The organism is Methylobacterium sp. 275MFSha3.1 (genome assembly GCF_900108435.1).
Lineage (GTDB): Bacteria > Pseudomonadota > Alphaproteobacteria > Rhizobiales > Beijerinckiaceae > Methylobacterium.
The window spans coordinates 1-18469 of record NZ_FNWP01000050.1; the positions used below are offsets into that span (position 1 = coordinate 1).

General features: G+C 68.1%; 19 protein-coding genes. 4 read left to right on the forward strand and 15 right to left on the reverse strand.

What is annotated here, in order from left to right; translation table 11 throughout:
* Positions 1-24 precede the first annotated feature (24 nt).
* From BLW78_RS29700 to BLW78_RS29755, 11 genes are all read right to left on the reverse strand, one after another.
* On the reverse strand, positions 25-255 hold the full coding sequence (locus tag BLW78_RS29700) for a DUF6429 family protein (protein ID WP_091683822.1): 231 nt from the start codon (positions 253-255) through the stop codon (positions 25-27).
* 202 nt (positions 256-457) lie between these two features.
* On the reverse strand, positions 458-3931 hold the full coding sequence (locus tag BLW78_RS29705; RefSeq protein ID WP_091683825.1) for a phage tail tape measure protein: 3474 nt from the start codon (positions 3929-3931) through the stop codon (positions 458-460).
* 12 nt (positions 3932-3943) lie between these two features.
* Complete coding sequence (locus BLW78_RS29710; protein ID WP_244527107.1) at positions 3944-4363, reverse strand: hypothetical protein; 420 nt, start codon at positions 4361-4363, stop codon at positions 3944-3946.
* Positions 4360-4629, reverse strand: a complete 270-nt coding sequence (locus BLW78_RS29715) for a hypothetical protein (protein WP_091683827.1) — start codon at positions 4627-4629, stop codon at positions 4360-4362. Before BLW78_RS29715 ends, BLW78_RS29710 begins: the two co-directional genes overlap by 4 nt.
* Entirely contained in the window at positions 4626-5597 is a 972-nt protein-coding gene (locus BLW78_RS29720; protein WP_091683829.1) for a hypothetical protein, read from the reverse strand. The genes BLW78_RS29715 and BLW78_RS29720 overlap by 4 nt, the downstream gene beginning before the upstream one ends.
* A 148-nt stretch (positions 5598-5745) precedes the next feature.
* The gene (locus tag BLW78_RS29725) at positions 5746-6300 is read right to left on the reverse strand and encodes a hypothetical protein (protein ID WP_091683831.1); all 555 of its coding nucleotides are present in this window, start codon (positions 6298-6300) and stop codon (positions 5746-5748) included.
* Between the two features lie 143 nt (positions 6301-6443).
* Positions 6444-6650 carry a hypothetical protein gene (locus tag BLW78_RS29730; RefSeq protein WP_091683833.1) on the reverse strand — a complete coding sequence of 69 codons (207 nt, stop codon included), beginning with the start codon at positions 6648-6650 and terminating at the stop codon, positions 6444-6446.
* A gap of 484 nt (positions 6651-7134) precedes the next feature.
* Positions 7135-8553, reverse strand: a complete 1419-nt coding sequence (locus BLW78_RS29740; protein ID WP_091683835.1) for a phage/plasmid primase, P4 family — start codon at positions 8551-8553, stop codon at positions 7135-7137.
* Entirely contained in the window at positions 8537-9406 is an 870-nt protein-coding gene (locus tag BLW78_RS29745; protein ID WP_091683837.1) for a bifunctional DNA primase/polymerase, read from the reverse strand. The genes BLW78_RS29740 and BLW78_RS29745 overlap by 17 nt, the downstream gene beginning before the upstream one ends.
* Positions 9403-9825 carry a hypothetical protein gene (locus BLW78_RS29750; RefSeq protein ID WP_091683839.1) on the reverse strand — a complete coding sequence of 141 codons (423 nt, stop codon included), beginning with the start codon at positions 9823-9825 and terminating at the stop codon, positions 9403-9405. Before BLW78_RS29750 ends, BLW78_RS29745 begins: the two co-directional genes overlap by 4 nt.
* Positions 9822-10004, reverse strand: coding sequence for a hypothetical protein (locus BLW78_RS29755; RefSeq protein WP_091683840.1), 183 nt, complete (start codon positions 10002-10004; stop codon positions 9822-9824). Before BLW78_RS29755 ends, BLW78_RS29750 begins: the two co-directional genes overlap by 4 nt.
* Positions 10005-10844: 840 nt before the next feature.
* Between BLW78_RS29755 and BLW78_RS29760 the strand changes: the two genes are divergently transcribed.
* A complete protein-coding gene (locus BLW78_RS29760) occupies positions 10845-11042 on the forward strand; it encodes a hypothetical protein (protein WP_020096365.1) in 198 nt (65 codons plus the stop codon).
* Positions 11043-11103: 61 nt separating this feature from the next.
* Here the strand turns inward: BLW78_RS29760 and BLW78_RS29765 are convergent, their stop codons facing one another.
* The gene (locus tag BLW78_RS29765; RefSeq protein ID WP_244491959.1) at positions 11104-11331 is read right to left on the reverse strand and encodes a hypothetical protein; all 228 of its coding nucleotides are present in this window, start codon (positions 11329-11331) and stop codon (positions 11104-11106) included.
* A gap of 183 nt (positions 11332-11514) precedes the next feature.
* On the opposite strand from BLW78_RS29765, the gene BLW78_RS29770 reads away from it, so the two are divergent.
* Positions 11515-13335: a hypothetical protein gene (locus tag BLW78_RS29770; protein ID WP_139307788.1), complete on the forward strand. Its 1821-nt coding sequence runs from the start codon at positions 11515-11517 to the stop codon at positions 13333-13335.
* 78 nt (positions 13336-13413) lie between these two features.
* Here the strand turns inward: BLW78_RS29770 and BLW78_RS32200 are convergent, their stop codons facing one another.
* Both BLW78_RS32200 and BLW78_RS29780 read right to left on the reverse strand, forming a co-directional pair.
* Positions 13414-14100: a hypothetical protein gene (locus BLW78_RS32200; protein WP_210186908.1), complete on the reverse strand. Its 687-nt coding sequence runs from the start codon at positions 14098-14100 to the stop codon at positions 13414-13416.
* Positions 14101-14450: 350 nt separating this feature from the next.
* A complete protein-coding gene (locus tag BLW78_RS29780; RefSeq protein WP_170855288.1) occupies positions 14451-15407 on the reverse strand; it encodes a class I SAM-dependent methyltransferase in 957 nt (318 codons plus the stop codon).
* 694 nt (positions 15408-16101) lie between these two features.
* On the opposite strand from BLW78_RS29780, the gene BLW78_RS29785 reads away from it, so the two are divergent.
* Positions 16102-16599: a DUF6894 family protein gene (locus BLW78_RS29785; RefSeq protein ID WP_020096367.1), complete on the forward strand. Its 498-nt coding sequence runs from the start codon at positions 16102-16104 to the stop codon at positions 16597-16599.
* Positions 16600-16688: 89 nt separating this feature from the next.
* Here the strand turns inward: BLW78_RS29785 and BLW78_RS29790 are convergent, their stop codons facing one another.
* The gene (locus BLW78_RS29790; protein WP_244527108.1) at positions 16689-17363 is read right to left on the reverse strand and encodes a sigma-70 family RNA polymerase sigma factor; all 675 of its coding nucleotides are present in this window, start codon (positions 17361-17363) and stop codon (positions 16689-16691) included.
* A gap of 215 nt (positions 17364-17578) precedes the next feature.
* Here BLW78_RS29790 and BLW78_RS29795 point away from each other — a divergent pair.
* The coding region (locus BLW78_RS29795; RefSeq protein ID WP_139307789.1) for a PAS domain-containing protein at positions 17579-18469 on the forward strand (891 nt) is incomplete at its 3' end.

The window sequence follows — 18469 nt, forward strand, 5'->3', positions numbered from 1 at the left end:
TGAGAACGCCGCGGCCCTGGCGCGTCAGTCTGCCCGCGTGAACAGGGTCCGGAACAGCGCCTCGGATTGGCGCAGGCCCTCGTCGGTCAGCACCACCGATTTGGCGCGCCCGACCGGGTCGGCGATGAGCCCCTTGGCGTGGAGACGGCCCAGCGCAGCCCAGTCGAAGCCTTTCCAGGCCCGACGCTCGTCGTGGAGCGTCAGCCACAAAAGGGCGAGCACCGCCTCGTCGATGCGCTCCTCGTCGACCAACATCCGAGCAGATTAGCACGCCGCGCTCAGACCGGGCGTGGTGCCAGCCGATCGGTTACAGCCGATACGCAACTTGGCTCGCAAACAGGATGGCGGCCTTCGGTTACCGGGCCGTGCCTGCGCCGGCCGGCAGCCAGTCCCGCGCCAGGAACCCAAGCACGAAAAAGCCCGCGCCGGCGGACCGTGCGGGCTTCTCTCAGAAGACCTACACGTCCGTGAGACCGCGAGGCGGTGGCGTGTACCAGTCCCGCTCCAGGTCCGGCAGAGTAATCCCCATATCAGCCGTCATGCCGCCGCGCCCCCGCATCTTGAGCGCGGTGGCCCGGACCTGCTGGCGGCCACTGCCGGTCACCGCGAGGCTGATCTGACCGTGGAAACCCATGTCCTGGAGCCGGTCCACGTGGCGGCCGAACTCCTCGACGTGCGCGCCAATACTACCGCGGCCGCTGCCGGCAGCACCGATGCCGCCCGCCGGCGCATCAGGGATCTCCAGGCCGCTGCGGGTGATCGACCGGATCGACCCGTCCGGCATCTTCATCGTGCCGTTGCCGAGGTCGAGGCCTTCCTTGCCGTCGAGGCCCTTCACGAGCTTGGGCTCGCCGTCCTTCGCCATCGGCACCGGCTTCACCGTACCGATGCCGTCCCGCAAGCCGATGCCGGCGCCGCGCCGACCGTACCACGCGCCCCAGCCCTCCTTGCGGGCGGTTCGGAGCGCGAAGTCAATCTGCTCCTTCCAGTACCGCGGGTCGCTCGCGTGGTGCCCAGTCTCCGCCGTGTAGCGGTTGCCGAGGCCGCCGGAACGGCCGTAGTGAAGCTGGAACGGACCGAAGCTCGTCGGCTTGCCGTTCTCGTAGTCGCCCGGGGTGAGCCGGTTCGGGTTCGAACCGCGCAGGCCCTCGCTGTTGGCGATCCGGAGCGCGATGTCCGGGTCGATGCCCTGCGACAGTGCCGAGGCGCGGATGTGGGCCGCGAACTCGGGGTCGATGTTCCGCATGTCGCGGGCGGAGATCCCACCGCCACCGCCAACATACGGCGCCGCTCCGCCGCCGCGGGCGACGCCGGCACCACCACCCGCGCTGCCGATGCTCGACTTGCGGATGATGCCGCCTGGTCCGCCGCTCCCGCTCCCACCGAAGCTGGCCTTCTGGATCAGCCCGCCGCCGCCTCCGCCGCCGCCGAAGCCTTCGCCAGGCGCAAGGTGGATCGGCACGAAGATGCCCTGGCGGAACTGCTCGTTCAGCCGCTGGAACAGCGTCTTGCCCTCGGCCTCGACCTCGGGGGCCTTCTCCTTCACGCCCTCCGCGATGCCCTTGCCGACCTTCGTCCCGGTGTCCTTACCGATCTCGTCGGCTTTCTTGCCCAGCACCATGTCGGGCAGGTTCGGGTCGAGGGCGCCGAGGAGCCCACGGCCGATCCCGTCCTTGGTGAACTCCGGCATCTTCAGGGTGTCGTAGTGCTGGGCCAGCTCGGCCAAGCCGCCGATTGCCGTGATGCCCAGCGCCCCCCTCGCCAGCCCGGCGAGCTTGCCGCCCTTCTTCGCCGCGTCGGGTAAGGCGCCTGCGACGCCCTTGGCGCCCTGGAGCACCGCAGCCTCGGTCAGGGCGGCCGCAGCAGCGTTGAGCGCCACCGCCGAGCCGTTCAGGGCCGCCGCCCCTCCGCCGAAGCCGAGGAGATCGCGCCCGACGCGGAACATGCCGAATGCGCCCCGGGCGGCGATCGCGGCGCCGGCCAGTCCGCCGATGGCGGTGCCGGCCTGGATGACGTTAGGAGGCAGGTTCGTGACGGCATCGACCGCGTTGCCGACCTTGTCGTAGAACATCGTCAGCGGGCCGTCGTTGACCTGACCCAGCTTCATCCAGAACGTCTCGACCGAGCCGATCATGCGCTGGTAGGCGCCATAGGTGCCGGCGTTGATGTCCTCGCCGATCTTCTGCGCCCGGTCCTGCGGCGTGTTGCGGAAGGTCTCGACGTCCTTGTTGAGCGTCTTCAGATCGAGCGCCTGTGCTCGACCGCCGTGCTCCTGCCCGAAGAGATACTTCGCCATGGCAGGCGTGATGCCCTTGGCGATCACGTCCCGCATCAGGCGCTCGATATCGACGGCGCCCGCAGAGGCCGACAGGTACTCGTTGACCGATTTCGCGATCCGCTCGGCATCTTGAGCGTTGACCGCGCCCTTCTTCGTCCGTCTCGCCAGGGTCTCCTGGATGATCGCGGAGACCTTCGGGACGAACTCCTCCCGGTTGCCGACGATGTCCTCGTCTTCCATCAGCTCGCGGATGCGGGAGCGCTGGCTGTCGTTCAGCCCCTTGCCGAACTTCAGCCGCAGCGCCGATCCGAGGTTGTCCGCCGAGAGCGCCTTGCCGGGGGCGACGTAGTCGGAGTGGTTCAGGCCCGACCCCGCCAGCACGCCGAGCCCCTTCGAGGTCGGGACCGCGAGCTTGGTCGCCGCCGCGCGGACGAAGTTGCCCGCCATCGAGCCTTCGTAGCCGATGCGCCGCAGCTGTGCGGCCATCGCGTCCGTGAACTCCTCCGAGAAGCCGCCCACCGAACTCGGCGCCGCGCCAAACTTGGTGTAGCCCATCAGGTCGTTGTGGTCGGCGCCGGAGCTCTTGGCGAACTGGACCAGGCGGTTGGTGGCGTGCTTGGCCGAGGCTGCGGCCGCCTCCGGGTTGGACATGTTCATGCGCAGGCCGAGCATCCGGCCGAGCACCGCTGACGAGGCCTCGTCCATGGTCGTGCCCATGGCCAGCGCATAGTCCTTCGCGTTCTCGGTGATCGCGACGAGGACCTTCGGATCCTTCAAGTGGTCGGGCAGGCTCGAGCCGATGCGGGTCTGGGCCTTCACCACGTCCGGGTTGCTGAACCGGGTGTCCTGGCCGATCTTGAGGGCCTGGGTGTTGAGGGTGCTCTGCTTCGCCTGGTCGATCCCGAGAACGGCCCTCTGTCGACGGCTCGCCTCGTCCATCTCGATCCAGCCATCGCGAGACCGAACGTAGGCGCCGCGCAGACCGGCGCCCGTCGCCGTGGCAACGACGCCGGCGGCGACATCCTGAGCCTGCCGTCGCTGAGCCCGGGCCGCAGCGGCCCGCACGCCCGCTTCCTCGGCGGCGACCTGCCGGCGGAAAGCGGCGGCGGCCTGATCGGTGCTCCGCGCCAGGGTGCGCTGCTGCTGCTCGACCCGGGACAGGTCGACGCCGTACCGGGAGGCCGCGCTCTCGGCCGCTCGGAGCGCCGCCGTCTCGGCGCTGAAGGCTGCCGTCAGGGCCTTGCTGTCGTTGACGGCCGCCCGATGCGCATCGCCCAGGCGCCGGACCTCGGCGGCCAGCCGCGCGGCCTGCTCCGCCTGCTCGCTACCTTTGATGAACGTCTGGGCCTTGCCGTACTCGGCCGCCGCCTTCTTCGCCACATCGTACTCGCGGGCCAGCCGCGTCGCCTGGGCGCCGACCCGCTGCATCCCCTGCACCGTGGCCTCGAGCGGCTTGCGGGCATCCATCACGGCCGCGGCTGCCCTGGCCGCTTTCGCTTGTTGCTCCCAGGCCCGGCTCAGCTTGGCCGTCTCAGCCGTGTACTTCGTGACGTCGAGGCCCTGCTGGATCGCCTTGGCGACCTTGGCCATCTCGGCTTCGACCCGCGATTCCGCGGTGATGAGAAGCTTGGCCTCGATGGTCTTTGACGCCATGGCGGGTGCTCCTCAGTGCGTTCCGGGGGCGGTCGGGATCGAGGCGCCGATCTCGGCGTTGGCCGCCTCCATGGCCACGGTCGCGGCGGCCAGCGCCTCTGTCTGGCCGTTCACCGCCGCTTCGAGCTTGGCGAAAGCCTCCCGCGCCGCATCGGTGTCGATCTCGCCGAGCTGCCGGAACACCGTGCTCAAAATCTGCTGCGAGGAGTTCGGCTCGGGCTGGGCCGCGAGCACGGCGGCCGCTCGAGCGAGGGCCACTCCGACCTCGGAGCGCAGCGCGTAGGTGGCGGGCACCTGGATGTTGCCAGCCGCGTCGATCGAGAACACGGCCTGGTCGCCGGCGAGCACGACCACAGCGAGGTGGTCCCAGGTCTCGGCCGGCTGCGGGGAACTCACCTCGGCCTGCGGCGCGGATGCGGGGGAATCGGTCAATGTCGCGTCTCCGGGTGAGAGAGGACCGGGATCGCCTCGACCCACGAGGCCACCGCGTCGACGGTGCGTAGGTCCGGCGCTTGGCGAAGCAGCAGCACCGCTGCGTCGGGGGAGAGGTCGGTGCGCAGGAGCAGAGCGAAGGCGACGAGCTGCCGCCCCTCCGCCTCCGGCGCTTCCATGATCGTGGCGGTGCGGGTGTCGCGGCGAAGGCGATCCACCTCCGCCATGTCCGCTGCATCGAGGTGGTCGAGCTCGGCCAGGGTCATGCTGCATCCAGCGCGAGGCTCCCGACGGGGTGATCCGGATCCGGCGGCGTGGACACGGGCCAGTAGGTGAACCGGTGCGGGATCGGCTCGGCCGCCGGCTTGCGCCACGACGGCGCGGAGGCCGGCTCGATCACGGCGATGTCGGCCAGGACCTCGGCCGGGCCACGCTCCCGCGTCTCTGCAGGGGACCAGAACGCGGCGGTGCCCGCGTACAGGGCTGGCAGGCGGATCCCGGCCGCCAGCGGCGGGAGGGACTGCCCGGCGTCATCGTACAGCACCACGTCGCGCCGGTAGGTCACTCGGACGCACGGGATCTCTCGGCCATCGCGATCGAGCGTCCCGTGGTCGTGGCTCCCCCGGTTGACCCGGACGCGGGACTGGTCGGCCTCGGACAGCGGCTCGATGTTGCCGACTGTGCGCCAGAGCTCGACCTCTGCGGTGCTCATGTCGAGCGGCAGGCGGGCAGCGTCCCGGACGGCCCGCTCCGGCGATCGGATGGCGACGGCCCCGTCCGGCAACTCGGCGTTCGCCTCCAGCACCGCCACCTCGACCTCGGCCACCGTGCGGAGCAGCGCGTGCACCCGACGGGCGATATCGAGGTAGTCCTGCGCGAGGGCCTGCTGCGCGGCCTGCGCCAGCGCCTGGGCGTTCTGGTACCGCGCCCGGCGACCGGACTGCTCCTGGTCGTCGCGGACGTAGACGATACGGCTCGTGAGCGCGGCCACCAGCGCCTCGGCGCGGTCGAGGTCGACGGTCGCCCGGGCCTTGGCCGCCTGCAGCTTCTCGAGCTCGGCCGGCGTGGCGTCGAGAATCCGGTCGCGGTAGGCGCCCTCGGCCGCCTCGCGGTCGCGGGTCGCCGCCTTGATCTGCTCGCGTCCCTCGGCCAAGGCCGCGGTGAGGGTGTCGAGGTTGGTCTCCTTGCGGCTGATGCCGATGAGGCCGGCGAGGTCCTTGGCGAGCTTCTTCATGGACGCGGCTCCTTCAGGCCGGGGAGATGGATGCGGGCCACGCCACCGCCTGTGATCGTGGCCCGCCCCCGGCCGGAGCCAGGGACCGCGGCGAACGCCCGGAGCAGTCGGCCGGCGTCGACGCGATGGGGATGGGTGAGGTGCGGGATCATGAGGTGACCGCCGCGGCTGCCATCCGAGGGTCGAAGCCCTGGAAGGCGGTGGGAGCGTGCGGCCCGGCGTCGTCGGTCCCGGCGGGAGTGAGACCCAGCGCCTCGGTGACGTCACCCACGATGAAACAGGTGTCCTCGCAGGCGTCGGCGTGGGCCTGCACTGCGGCCGCGGCCGGGATACCGGCGTCGACGAGGGCGCAGGCCAGTGCGGTCGGCAAGGCGAAGGCCACGACGTGGGCGCCGTAGAGTGCGCCGGCGGCGAAGGCGTCGGGCAGGTCCGTGCGGGCGCGGTAGGCCGCCGGCGTCGGGAACGTGCCGGTTTCGGGACAGGCCAGATCCGTAAACCGCTGCGGCGTGGACCGTAGACTGTCTACGGCCTCCTTCCGCCGGGCCGGATCTACGTTTTTGCCGAGCGCCGTCCGAACCGCGGCCTCGTCGAATTTGCCGTCTGCGCCCTTCGGGATCGCACCCTTGCGGGCCAGCCGGCCGAGGCCCGAGGGATCTCGGTCGAGGCGCCGGGCGAGTTCGCGAAGGGAGAGGCGTTCGGCCAAGGTGTAGACCTCAAAAATCGGGGTTGCCCAGAGCGAAGGGTCGCGCCTCTACAGCCCGCAACCCGCCTGTGATCGCCGGAGGACCCGCGATGTCGGAGGCGGCGAGGATGTCGCCGCGGCTGAGCCCTCGGCCCTCCATGGTCTCAGGCCGCCTCGCGCTGGTCGGGAGCGTCGATCGGCGGAAGGGCCACACCGTCGGCGGCGAGCCGCTCGCGCACGATGCGGCGCAGGTACTCCGGGGTGCTGGTGCGGTTGCGACGGGCAGCCTCGACCACGGCCGCGCCGAAGCCCGGCTCGCCCCGGAACCTCACGATGTCGGTGAACTGCAGAGATCTACCGGCGGCGCGCATCGTTCGGCTCCATGGTTGGACGGCTGGTGCAGAAAGGTGCCTGCAGCGGGCCGCTTCGGATACGTCGCCATTTCCGCGACGTGCATCGATCAGCCTCTGACCAAGTCGCCCAAGCCTTCGGCCTGGAAGTATTCGGCAACGAGCGGCCCGGATCGATCGCCTGCGAGGTAGGCCCGCAGCGCGGCCGCGTCGTCGTTCAGAAACATCGCCAGGGCGACGCGCGACACGAGCCATGGGCCGCCGGCCACGTGCCGGCCGATGTCGTGGTCCCGGCACCACATCCGGATCGTTCGCTCGGTGCGGCTGGCACGAGCGGCGGCCTCAGTGGTCGTGAGCCCCTCCCGGCGGTCGAACGGGATCAGGCAGCGTGGACCACCGCCGCCCTGGTCTGAGGCGGTGAGGCGCTTTGAGGCCGGTTGTCCCGTTACCTCCCATACGCGCGTGCGCCTGTGCGTGTAGTACGGAGAGGTAGCCTCAAGCCGCCTCATGCCTCAGCCCCCATGGTGGGAAGTGGCCGGACCTCGATCCCCTCGTAGCCTCGGGCGCGTGTGTTCATGCCGGTCGGGACGTTCTTGTTTTTCTTGAAACCGAGTTTGTCGAGGCGATCGCCGAAGCTCGTCTGTGTACCCGGCGGCTCGTTATTCCCGCGGGCGTATTCAGACCAAGACGCGAATAGCTCCTGTGTCGTCGCTTTCCTGTAGTTGTTGCCGTGTTGGACGATGCAACGTGCCTCCAACCACTGCCCGAAGGTGTCCTGAGTGGCGAAATACTCGTCTGTCGCGTCCTTCACGACCTCGGGCCGGACGAGACGATGGGCCTGCCAGTCCAAGCAGCCCTCGATCATCCACCGCAGGATCTCAGGCCATTCCTTCCGCAGCTTCTCCTCGAGCTGCGGGTCCGGCACGGCCGGCTTGAACAGGAACGGCAAAAGGTTGAACCGCCGCCGAGCGGCGTCGTCCACGCTCGACAGGCCGGGCTTGTTGTTGCCGATGATGAGCAGCTTCAGGACGGGTGTGAATTCGAACTCGTCCTGGCGCATGTACCGCGCGCGCATCGTGTCGCCGCCAGTCAGCTGCTTGATCCTGGCCTCGGCCCACTGTCGACCCTGCTCGGTCTCCGAGGCCGTCACGAGGCGCGCGCCGCGCAGGGCTGCGATCTCCGTCGGATGCCGGTCGTGCTTGGCGGCGGTGAACGTCTCCATCGCGGCGTTCACCGCGTAATCGGCCAGGATCCCCGCCAGGACGTGGATCAAGACGCCCTTGCCGTTGCCACCGCCGCCGTAGGCGAAGCACAGGGCCTGCTCGCTGGTGTCGCCCGTCAGGCAGTATCCGGCCCACTGCTGCAGGAACCGGATGTAGCCGGCATCGCCCTGGGTGACGTCATCCAAGAACTTCAGCCACGTCGGGCAGTCCGGCTTCTCGCCCGGTGCGACCGCGGTCAGTTTCGTGATGCGGTCGGCCCGATCGGCCTCCCGCAGCTTTCCGGTCCGCAGGTCGACGGTTCCCCCGGGCGTGCCCAGCAGCCACGGGTCCGCGTCCCAGCCCTCGATGGTGACGGCGAAGACCGGGTCCGAACGGGAGAAACGCTCCACGCCGGCCGCAAAGGCGGTCTTCGAGGCGATGAACCGGGTCTTGGGCTCCTCGTTCTCGCACATCTCGCGGGCGAGCTCGCGGGCCCACTGGAAGGCGAGGCCGCATCTGTTCGGTCGCCAAGCCGCACCGGTCCACGTGTGCCACTTCCCGGTATCGTGGCAGAACAGCAGGTGCCCGACCCGGCGCTCGGCGAAGGTGCGGGCAGCCCAGTCCTCCGTGAGCAGGTCGCCGTTGCTCTTCGGCTTCTCGCGCGAGCGGTTGCGCTGCTCGAACTCGAACAGGCGGTGGATGTCCTCAGCGCCGGCTGCCATGCTGCGCCTCCCTGCGACGGAGTTCCTTGCGGGCGATCGAGCCGACGGTCTTCGTGACCTCCTCCGGCGTCAGCGGCGGCCGGCACCGCACCTCGTTCCAAGCCTGGACGAGCTCGTGGGCGACCTCCGGATCGACGTAGCGGCGCAGCAGATGCCCGGTGAGCTTCGACACCGCGACGTTGCGGCCGCCGTCGACGACCCCCTCGGCCACGAGGTTGCGCCACTCGGACGGATCCCGGGCCGCGGCGCCCTCTCCGGTCCTGGAGAGAGCCTGGACGAGCCAGTCCGGCATCTCGGCCGGCGGCACGTCGTCGGGGTGATGGTCCACCGACCATGCGTAGTACCGCCCGGACCCATGTCGGCTGGACGGGGCGACGATGTACCCGCCGGCTCCGCGGACATCGAGGCCGGGGGCGAGTCCGCCCTGATCGCCAGCGCTGTTCCGGATCTCCACGTCCGCAGGCGCTCGGAACAGGATGTGCTGGCCGCCGCCGCCGGTCAGTGCCCGCGTCGTCTCCGGCAATGGTCCGTGCTCGGACTCGAGCGCTTCGAGGCTCGCGTCGCCGCCATGGCGTGGGTCGACGTCCAAGACCACCGTCTTGCCTGTCGCCATGCCGATGTTGGCTTGGGGCGCGCTAGTGAACCACGTCCGCACGATGTGCTCGTGCGTCGTGGCATTGATCAGCCCGCGCGGGGCGAGCCTCGCCATCGGGTGTTTGCCGATGTCCCGGCAGTCGGTCTTCCCGCACGTGCAGACGATGCGGCCGGACGAATCCTCCCGCACCCCGTGCAGCGGGAATACCTTGGCGCCGTGGCGCGCGAGGTAGAGGGCGGTATCGAGGCGATCGCTCATGGCGTCACCCCGTCCTGCGGCGGCCTACCGGCCTCGACCAGCGCCTTGCGAAGCGCTGCCTCCCGGTCGGCCATCGCCGGATGCTGTTCGGCGTACCGGGACCACAGGGAGGCGCCGAGCGCGTCGGACGCGTCCGATCCGTCCTCGTCGCCTGGACCAGGCACGAAGATCCGCAGGCGCACTCCCGGTGCCAGCTGCTTGACCAGGGTGAACCGTGCGGTGCCCGCCCGCATCGGCGAGAGCGGCTCGCCACGGGCCGCTTCGAGCTGTGCTACTTCCGGCCGGCTCATGCGCCGGATGCGGTACTCCCGATGCGGGAAGCGTTCGAAGAACCGAGCGTCGGCCTGAATGGTCGGCTCGTTCTCGGCCACGTTCCGCTCGAACGCGCGTCGCTGTTGGCGGGACAAGGCGAGCATCATAGCCGCGCCTCCCGCAGGAAGGCCCGGGCCGCGGTGCGCCCGGCGAGCACGCCGACGACCATGCCCTGGCTGTCCAGCACCGCAGTCAGGGCGCTTGCCAGAACCGGGCGGACCGCCGTATCTCTGCGCTCGGTTTCTTTGCGGGAGCCGATCTGCTTAGCGCCGTTGCGGGCCTTCACCCCCGCGACGGCGTTTTCGTTACCGGAACGGCTTGTCGGGTTGGGCGGTCGGTCCGAAACGTCTTGAGAATCAACGGGGCAGGTTTCGCCCAAACCTTCAGTTAAGTGTCTGTTCTGGACTGAATTTCCGCGCTTCCCTTGGGAGCGCCAGCGCGCTGGCAGTCACCAGAATCTGCGAACTTTCTCCAAGAAACCTGATCGCGCGGAAAGTCCGGCTCGTTCCGTGGGCGCTCCGCGCCCTCGAGGCACGCGCGTCGTCCAGCCGCTGAGCTTCTTTACAGGCGATGGTTTGCGCCGGCCCTGTCGCGACCTCCCGGGGGCTGGGAAGCTCCGGCGGGACGGGGCCGTGTGTCCCGCCTCACCAGAACCAGATGGCGCGTCCGGCCACCGCGTAGATGACGAACCAGAGGCCGATGGCGAGGGCGACAGACGCCACGACAAGGGCCGGATGAGGCCTCCTGCGGGTGCGGCCGGGACGAGCGGGGGCGATCTGATCCATGAGCGAGGCGGAAGCATCTCCGGCCGAACGCATGCCCGAAGGCTGCTCGCCCGGGGCGCTCGGGGCCCCGTGAATGCGGTCGGCGACAACGGTGCCTTACGACCAACATCCGCCGTCGCTGTCCTCATCAAAAGATGCCTTCGCGCCGATCGGATTGCCGGCTCAGCGCGTCGTGCGAATCTCCGATCGATCGCTGCCGAGCGTCGCAGCTTGTGATCGGCGGGGATATCGGGGATGGAACGCGATCCCCCCGACATAGGATGTTGCGCGGCGCAACCCATTAACACGGCGCGACTTTCCGCCGGGCATGATCGCACGATGCCTCAGCCTGCGAGTTCGCGATGCATTTCAGGATCCAAGCCACCGGACAGCATCTCTGGACCTGGGTGCTCCTCGACGAGACCGAGATGACGGTGGCCGAATCCGACCGGTCGTTTCCCTCCCGGACGCAGGCCTCGGCGGCGGCTCTGGCCTTCGCGAAGCTGGTCGCGCGCGCCAGCCGCTCGCTGAACGGGGGCGCGTCGAGCGGCCTGCTGTAGGTGATCGCGTCCGCTGCAACCCCGCTGCAGGTTCTCGCGCCGCGGCCGCGGCCGCGGTCGATCAGCGCCAGCGCTCCTTCATGCAAGCGAGCAGATGGACGGTCCGCATGCATCCCTCGCGATCCGACTGGGTGCGCGCGTTGCCCATGCAGGCATCCATTCCCAGGCGCAACAATTGACGATCGACGTCCGTCGTGCGGGCGCACGAGAAGATCGGCTGAAAGCCCTCGAACCGGCTGACCTGCCAGAAGATCGCGACGAACGCCGTCAAGCAGAAGCCGAAGACCATTAGTCGGCTGTCGTAGAACCAGTGCCTACGCTCTCGGTTGTCGACGCCGCGCACGCGCATCCCTGTCCTCATCGCGCAGTCGTATGCCATCGTATCACGGACGGCTCCGCCCTGGCACAGGCGGGCCCCGCCACGCGGCGGGTGGCGTCGCGCGGGGAACACGCGGAAAACGGGATCTGAACTATGCGCCGCGGTCATCTCATCGCCCTGTGCCTCGCGCTGTATGCAGCCTGCGCATGGGCTCTGGATGCGCGAACGGCTGCTCCCGCGCACGAACCGGAGCGGCCTCGTCCTGCCGAGAATGGCAGACAATGGCGCGGTTCGAGCGACGCGCGATCCGAGGCGAATGCGGCGGCGACCCTGCCGAGCGGCAGCGTCGCGAGTCTCGACCAGCTGGCGGACCCGGTCGACAGCCCGCTCGTCGCCAAGTTCAGGGCCGTCCTGGCGACATACGATGATTTTGCCGCCCACGGTGATGGCAAGGCGTGGACAGAATCCGCGGACGTGTGTCCCGCCATCAACGCCGCGTCGGCCTTCCTCGACGCCCGCGGAGGCGGGACCCTGGTCCTGCCTCCCGGCATCGCCCGATGCGCGACGTCGCTGCGCGCGCCCAACATGTCCCGCATCAAGATCATCGGCCAGGGCGCAGGCGCCTTCTCCATCGCGGGAACCGAGCTGAAATGGGTCGGAGCGCTCGGTCTCGCGATGCTCGATCTTCGGAGCATGACACCCCAGACACCGGTGACCGCCGTGACGCTCTCGGACCTGACGCTGAACGGGAATGGACGAGCGAAGACCGGACTGCTGGTGCGCGGGCTGAAGAACTCCAGGGTCGACATCATGGTGCGGGACACGACCGGTCCGGGCGTCGATATCGACGTCGACGAGGCTCGTGGTCCCCTCACCAAGGGCCTCCTCACGGGATCCGTCTGGGCGGCGTTCACACCCGGTTCCGGCGGCCGGAGCGGGACCTACTCCGGTGTTTCCCTGGTCAGCGCCGGCATCGACACAGGAGAGGGCGCCAAAGCGACGATCACGGTCAAGGACGGGTCCGTGTCCACCATCGACGTTACGGAAGGTGGATCGAATTACGTGTTGGGCGATGTCCTGACTGTCCGGCCTTCCGACATCGGTGGGACGCGGGACGTGACCATCACCGTCGCCAACTCCGGCAACGCCGCGTCCTCGTTCCTCGATACGTCGCAGAACGAGTGGAAGCTGCGCGTGACGCAGCAGGGCAGAGCGAGCCTGCGCGCGCAGGGCGTCCGCATCGGCCCTGGATCGCCTTGGCTCGACACCAACTCGAGTCAGTGGATCAACGTTCTGACGCTGACCCAAGAGGGAACAGGGTTCGAGATCGGCAACGCCGATACCAACGAGTTCATCTTCATCCGCGCCGATCGCGAAGGACGGACCGGGATCGGGATCGACCTGAAGGCCGGGGCCTGGACGTCGCCGTCCGCCGCGCGGGCCAATCGCTTCGGTACGATCTCCGCCACGGGCGGCCTGGTCGCGCGCGGGGGCGCTCGGCCGAGCGTCAGAAATGTCGTGGCCAAGTACAATACCGAGAGCGGTGAGGCGCCGCCGAAATGGGAAGATGGTGCGGGCATCAATATTACCGATGACAGCGGCCAGCCCATCGGGAATACGGGCTTTACGACGAACCTCGCGCGAACCGTCTACACGCCCGTCGTCGCCCGCGGTGGTACAGCCGCCGCGACTGTTTCGGCAACGGCCGATTACCGCCGATTCGGTCGCGAGATCCTCGGCATCCGGCTCGACGTCAAGGTGGTCGGCGGCTCGGGCTACATCACCGCATCGCTTCCTTGCCTGCCGTTCAAGGATACGGTCCTGACAGGATTCGACCGGGCGACCGGTCGATCCGTGCAGGGACGGATCGGTTTCGCCGATCCGAAAGTCTACATCTACAGCATGGACGGGACGGTGCCGGCGACCGCCAATGCCCAGCCTCTGCTCACCGGCGATCTGGAATGCAAGGATTGACGCCCAAGCCAGCTTCCATGATCGCGGTCTGACGTCGGCCGCAAAGCTCGCTTCCTGCGAGCGGGGAAAACCCGTCGATCAGATCTGACGCCCCGGAGGCAGGACAGTTCGGGCCAGTTCCTGGCCATCCGCACTGCGGCGAAGCACGATGGTCTGCTCCACATCTTTGCGCAGCGCTGGAAAGAACGCGTATGTGAAGCCGTGATGCGCGTTGCCGATACCCGCCTCGCGTAGATCCGGACGAAATTTGCCCGCGATGACCGTATTGACGGTTGATTGATTGACGACGATGGCGATCACGGTCGGTGAGTGAGGGGTGGAGGGCGTGAAGGCCCAGCCGCGGATCCGGCTGTGGTCGGCCTCGTCGATGAAGCCCTGCAGCGATACGGGATCATGCCCTCCCGGCGACGCGGGCGTGCCGTGAGCCGGTGCAGATCCGGTCTGTGTCACCGCACCCATCGACAAGGCGGCGCGGGCGAAACCGCTTCGTCCTTCGGCAAGACCGTTCTGCAGAAAGTGGAGCAGCGGATTCTGTTCCGCGACAGCAACGTCCGGGTTCGCGGCCAGATAGCCTGTCGTGCTGAAACCTGGGCTCGGGTCACGCCCTTCCTTCCAGCCATGTTCGAGGAAGTGTTTCAGCGGATCCAGGCCGGCTTCGCGGACATCGGGGTTGCGATCAAGGTAGTAGGCCGGGTCGAAGCCGGGGAGCGGGTTGCCGAACAGGGGGCGGCGCTGATTGGATGAGAGGGGCAATCGGAACTTCATGGGCCATCCGAGCACGTCAGGGCTCGTGCTCGGTCTACCATTGCGGGTGAGGCCGCAAGCCCGGCGAACCGATTTCGAGCTGGCACGAAAGTCTCAGCGTCAGATGTGTCGCTGGCTCGCGGCGCGAGTTGGATCTTGAACCCCGCAGCTTCCGCGGGCTTCCGCGCTACGTCGATAGCTCCGCGTGTCGGTGGCTCGCTCCAGCCGCGAGCGTTGATCGTTCGCGGGGGACCGGATCCGATCCTCGCCATGCGCGATGGAGTGGAGGCGCGGTATTGCGAAGCGTCCGCCGCAGGCCATCGCGCATCGAGGCTGGTGGGTGCCGGGCCATCACCGGATCGAGACGTGATCTACATGCCTGTCCGCGGTGCGTTTTCCGGTTGACGTCTGGCTACGATATGGAAGCCGAGTTCCGGATTAGCGTGTGCGTCCCAGTCGTAGGCGCGGGGATTGCCCGAACCACGCGGATAGTCGCGAAGTTGGAACGGGCTCTGGACCGGGTCAAGTCCTGACGCCGCGAAGGCGGTCTCCCACCAAGTGCGATCGCGGATCGTCGTGTGAAACTCGTGACCCGCCGCGTCGCAGTCCGCAAAGGTCGCGATGGAGGCCACCACGACTCCGCCCGGTCTCAGGTGCTGGTGGATCGAATGCAGCAGTGTGGGCAGGTCCGTTTCCGGTATGTGCTCGAACAATTCCCAGGCCGTCACCAGATCGAACTGCTGGACCGCACCGGCGCCGTCCTCGACGCGAAACGGGAAACGTACGTCGGCAGTGAACAGCCGGTCCGGAATGGTGCGCCACTCGGCGCGCTGCTCCTTCCGCGACCAGTCCGAGCCCTCGATCCCGATCGAGAAATGTCCGCGCCGTGTGAAATCCCAGACGAGCCCTCCGCCGGCCGAACCGATATCGAGGTGACGCAAGGGGAAACCGAAATGGGTTTCGCACGCCGCGACGAAGCGGGGCGAGCGCGTGTTGTCAGCGGCTGTGCCTCGCGGAAAGAGATGGTCGGGCGTGTCGCCGGCAAGCGGGTTCGCTGTCGCGACACGCAAGTCGACTGGTTCGACCGCGCTTCCTCTGATCAAGGTCTCCAAGATATCTCGCTGCCGATCCTCGCATTCGAGGACGAATCGATCGAATCGAGCCTTAAAGTTATTCCAATTGATCGAGTCATAATAGCAGTGTGTCTGCAGCGCCGAGATGCGTCCCAAGAGATCGTCGAGCTTGGCGTCGATGGCCGCGACCCGATCGGAGAGTGGGAGGTCGGGCTGCTCGATAGTCGTCGCGCGAGCCGCGTCGCTGTTGTCCACCAACCCACTCCGTTAACGCGCACGAGCCCAACAGAACGACAGGCGTGATCGCGCATCTCCACTGTTCAGAGATATCCTAAGCCAAGCGGGGAGAGAAATACATTCATGTGAGGATTTCGTCGAAGCCGCCTGTGGACGAATCGCTGTATAATTGGGAAATTTCGCGCAGAAGTTAGTGTTTCAGATCGGACTCTTATATTATGAGGCTGCTGACAACAACTCCGAGTTGATTTATGTCCGGGTTTGGCGGTGATGCTGTCATTGTGATTGGGCGCGCCGGATGGCCGACGGCATGGGACATCGGCGACGTATCCATTACCGACCCGGGCGAAGGCGCCGCTGAGATCCGATAGGCCTTCGATCAGACTGCGCGGTGCGTGGCGCGCGAGGTCCCGTCAGTCGACACGTGCAGGCTCACGAGATTGTGCCTCTCCGCGTGCGCCAGATCTCGCGATCCGAGCGCTCGACCGCGTTCCGATCGCTGGATAAACCATCGACCAGCGACCGCGCGAGACGGATTTCGGCGCCCTGTGTTCGCTCTTCACGCGGGATACTCGATCCGTCGGTCGCGCGAGTAGCGTTAATTTCAGCCCGTCCCGTCGAACGCGCACCGATTGTCAGGACGTTCTTGCGGACCGGAGTTTTGCCGTATACCCCACATCGGAGAGCCAACGCGCGATCGAGGGCCGGGGGGATGCCGCTGGTTGTCATCTTAGCCGCCCTGTGCGGCGGATTGCCTGTGCTTGCCTTTGGCTGGCAAACGTTCGGCTTCTACACGATAATACTCGCGTCCTGTGTCGCCAGTGCAGCCGCCGTACTGGTGGGTGGCGGACTCGCGCTCCTGAAGGTCGCGAGGTCCCGGACTTCGCAGGATCCGGCGAAGATCTTCGACATCGACAGGCTCACGAGCGGCGACCGCAGCGACTTTCGGCTCGTTCCGCGCCGCCTCTACTTCGACATCGAGCACGGTCGCGAGATCATCAAGGACGAGATCGGCATCGAGGCCACGAGCATCGACCAGGCGCTCGACGACGCCCGGAGCGTGATCCGGGACATGGTCCAGGAGCTCGCCGACGAGGGCTACGCGGAGGACTGGGTGCTGGTGGTGCGCGATGCCAGAGGGGCTTCGGTCGCGCGCCTGCCCATCGAGCGGACGCCCGCGCAGACACGGCCCGACCGCCGCTCCGCCTGATCGATCGGGTGCGGCGTTCGCGTCCCCGCGATTGCTGGCTCGCGACCATGGCCCAGCATCCTGCGCTGGCCACCGGAGTCGCGCGTGTGTCAGCGCTCGCCCAGCTCGTGAAGCAGGCGGTCGCGGGCGCGGCTGACCCGGCTCTTCACCGTGCCCGGCGGGCACCCGATCACGGAGGCCGCGGCCTCGTAGGCAAGACCGTCGACGGCCACGAGGATCAGCGCCTCGCGATAGGCCGGGTCGAGCCGGTCGATCGCGGCCCGGACCTCCTTCAGACCCATGCTGTGCTCCTGGGCGGTCGGTTCGGAGAGGGTGACGGCGTGTGCGCCGTCGGGATCGGGGACCTCGAAGCGTCGCTTGCGTCGTCCGTTGATGAAGCCGTTGCGCAAGATCGTGAACAGCCAGGCCACCAGGCTCGTGCCGGGCTGGAAGCGCTGCCGGTGCTCCCACGCCTTGAGCAGCGTGAACTGCACGAGATCGTCGGCCTCGACGCCGTCGAACGTCAGCGACAGGGCGTAGCGGCGCAGGCGCGGCACCAGGGCGATCAGATCGTCCTTGAAAGCACCGGGAACCTGCCGTTCGGACTCGGCGGCATCCAGGGCCGCGGACAGGCGGCCCAGCACGCCGGCCAGCCGTGAGCTCATCTCGATCGGTGCAACTTCTGAATAGTACTGGCGCAGCCGATGACCGAGTTGCGCCTGGATATACGAGATGACGAGATCGGACGCGCCGGCCGGATCGCGCTCTTCGACAGCGGGCTTCACGGTGAAGCTCTGGGCTCGATGGGGTGGAGACAGCGTCGCGACGGGCGCGACATCTCTCGGGAGGGCTGCGAACTTATCTCTGGTTGATCTCGACGACGTCAATGATGCAGGTATACCAGTGAAAATCGCGGATCGGGCGGAACCTGCTTGCGCGCAACCCGTTTGTGCCCCGCTGCGACGGGCGCGGCGTCGAGGCGGCGGGGACCGGACGGATCGTGACGGCGGGTGTCGACAGGCATGAGCTCCGGCAGATCATCGCCGGCCTGAGCGAGGGCGTGATCCTGGTCGAGCCCGACCAGACCATTGCCTACGCCAACGCGGCCGCCCTCGCGATGCACGGTGCCGAGAGCCTCGACGAGCTCGGCCCCACCGTCGACGCCTATCGCGACCGCTTCTGCCTCCGATACCGCAACAATCACGAGCCGGAGAACTACCCGATCGAGCGCGTGATCGCCGGCGAGACCTTCCACGACGTGGTGGTCGAGGTCACGCGGACAGACCGGCCCGGTGTCGAGTTCGTTCACTCCCTCAGAGGCTTGGTCGCCACCGACCGCGACGGCAACCCGAGCTGCCTCGCGCTGATCCTGAAGGACGTCTCCGACCAGTTCGAGGCCGAGGAGCGGTTCGAGCGCACCTTCAACGCCAACCCGGCCCCGGCCGTGATCACGCGGCTGTCCGACCTGCGCCACGTCAGGGTCAATCTCGGCTTCCTGGAGATGACCGGCCACACCCGCGACGCCGTCATCGGCCGCAGCGTCTACGAGGTCGACGTCCTAGCCGGCGCGCGCAACCGCGACCTCGCCGTCGCGCGGCTCAACGCGGGCGGCACGATCCCGCAGATGGAGGCCTGCCTCGACCTGCCCGACGGCGGGCGTCGCTTCGTGATCGTCGCCGGGCAGCCGATCGAGATGGGCGACGAGCCCTGCATGCTGTTCACCTTCGCGGACCTGGAACTGCGCCGGAAGGCCGAGGCCGCCCTGCGCCAGAGCGAGGAGCGCTTCGCCAAGGCGTTCAGGCTGACGCCGATCCCGACCGTGCTGGTGCGGGCCGAGGACGGCCAGGTCACGGGCGTGAACGAGGCGTTCAGCCGGGCCTTCGGCCTGGGC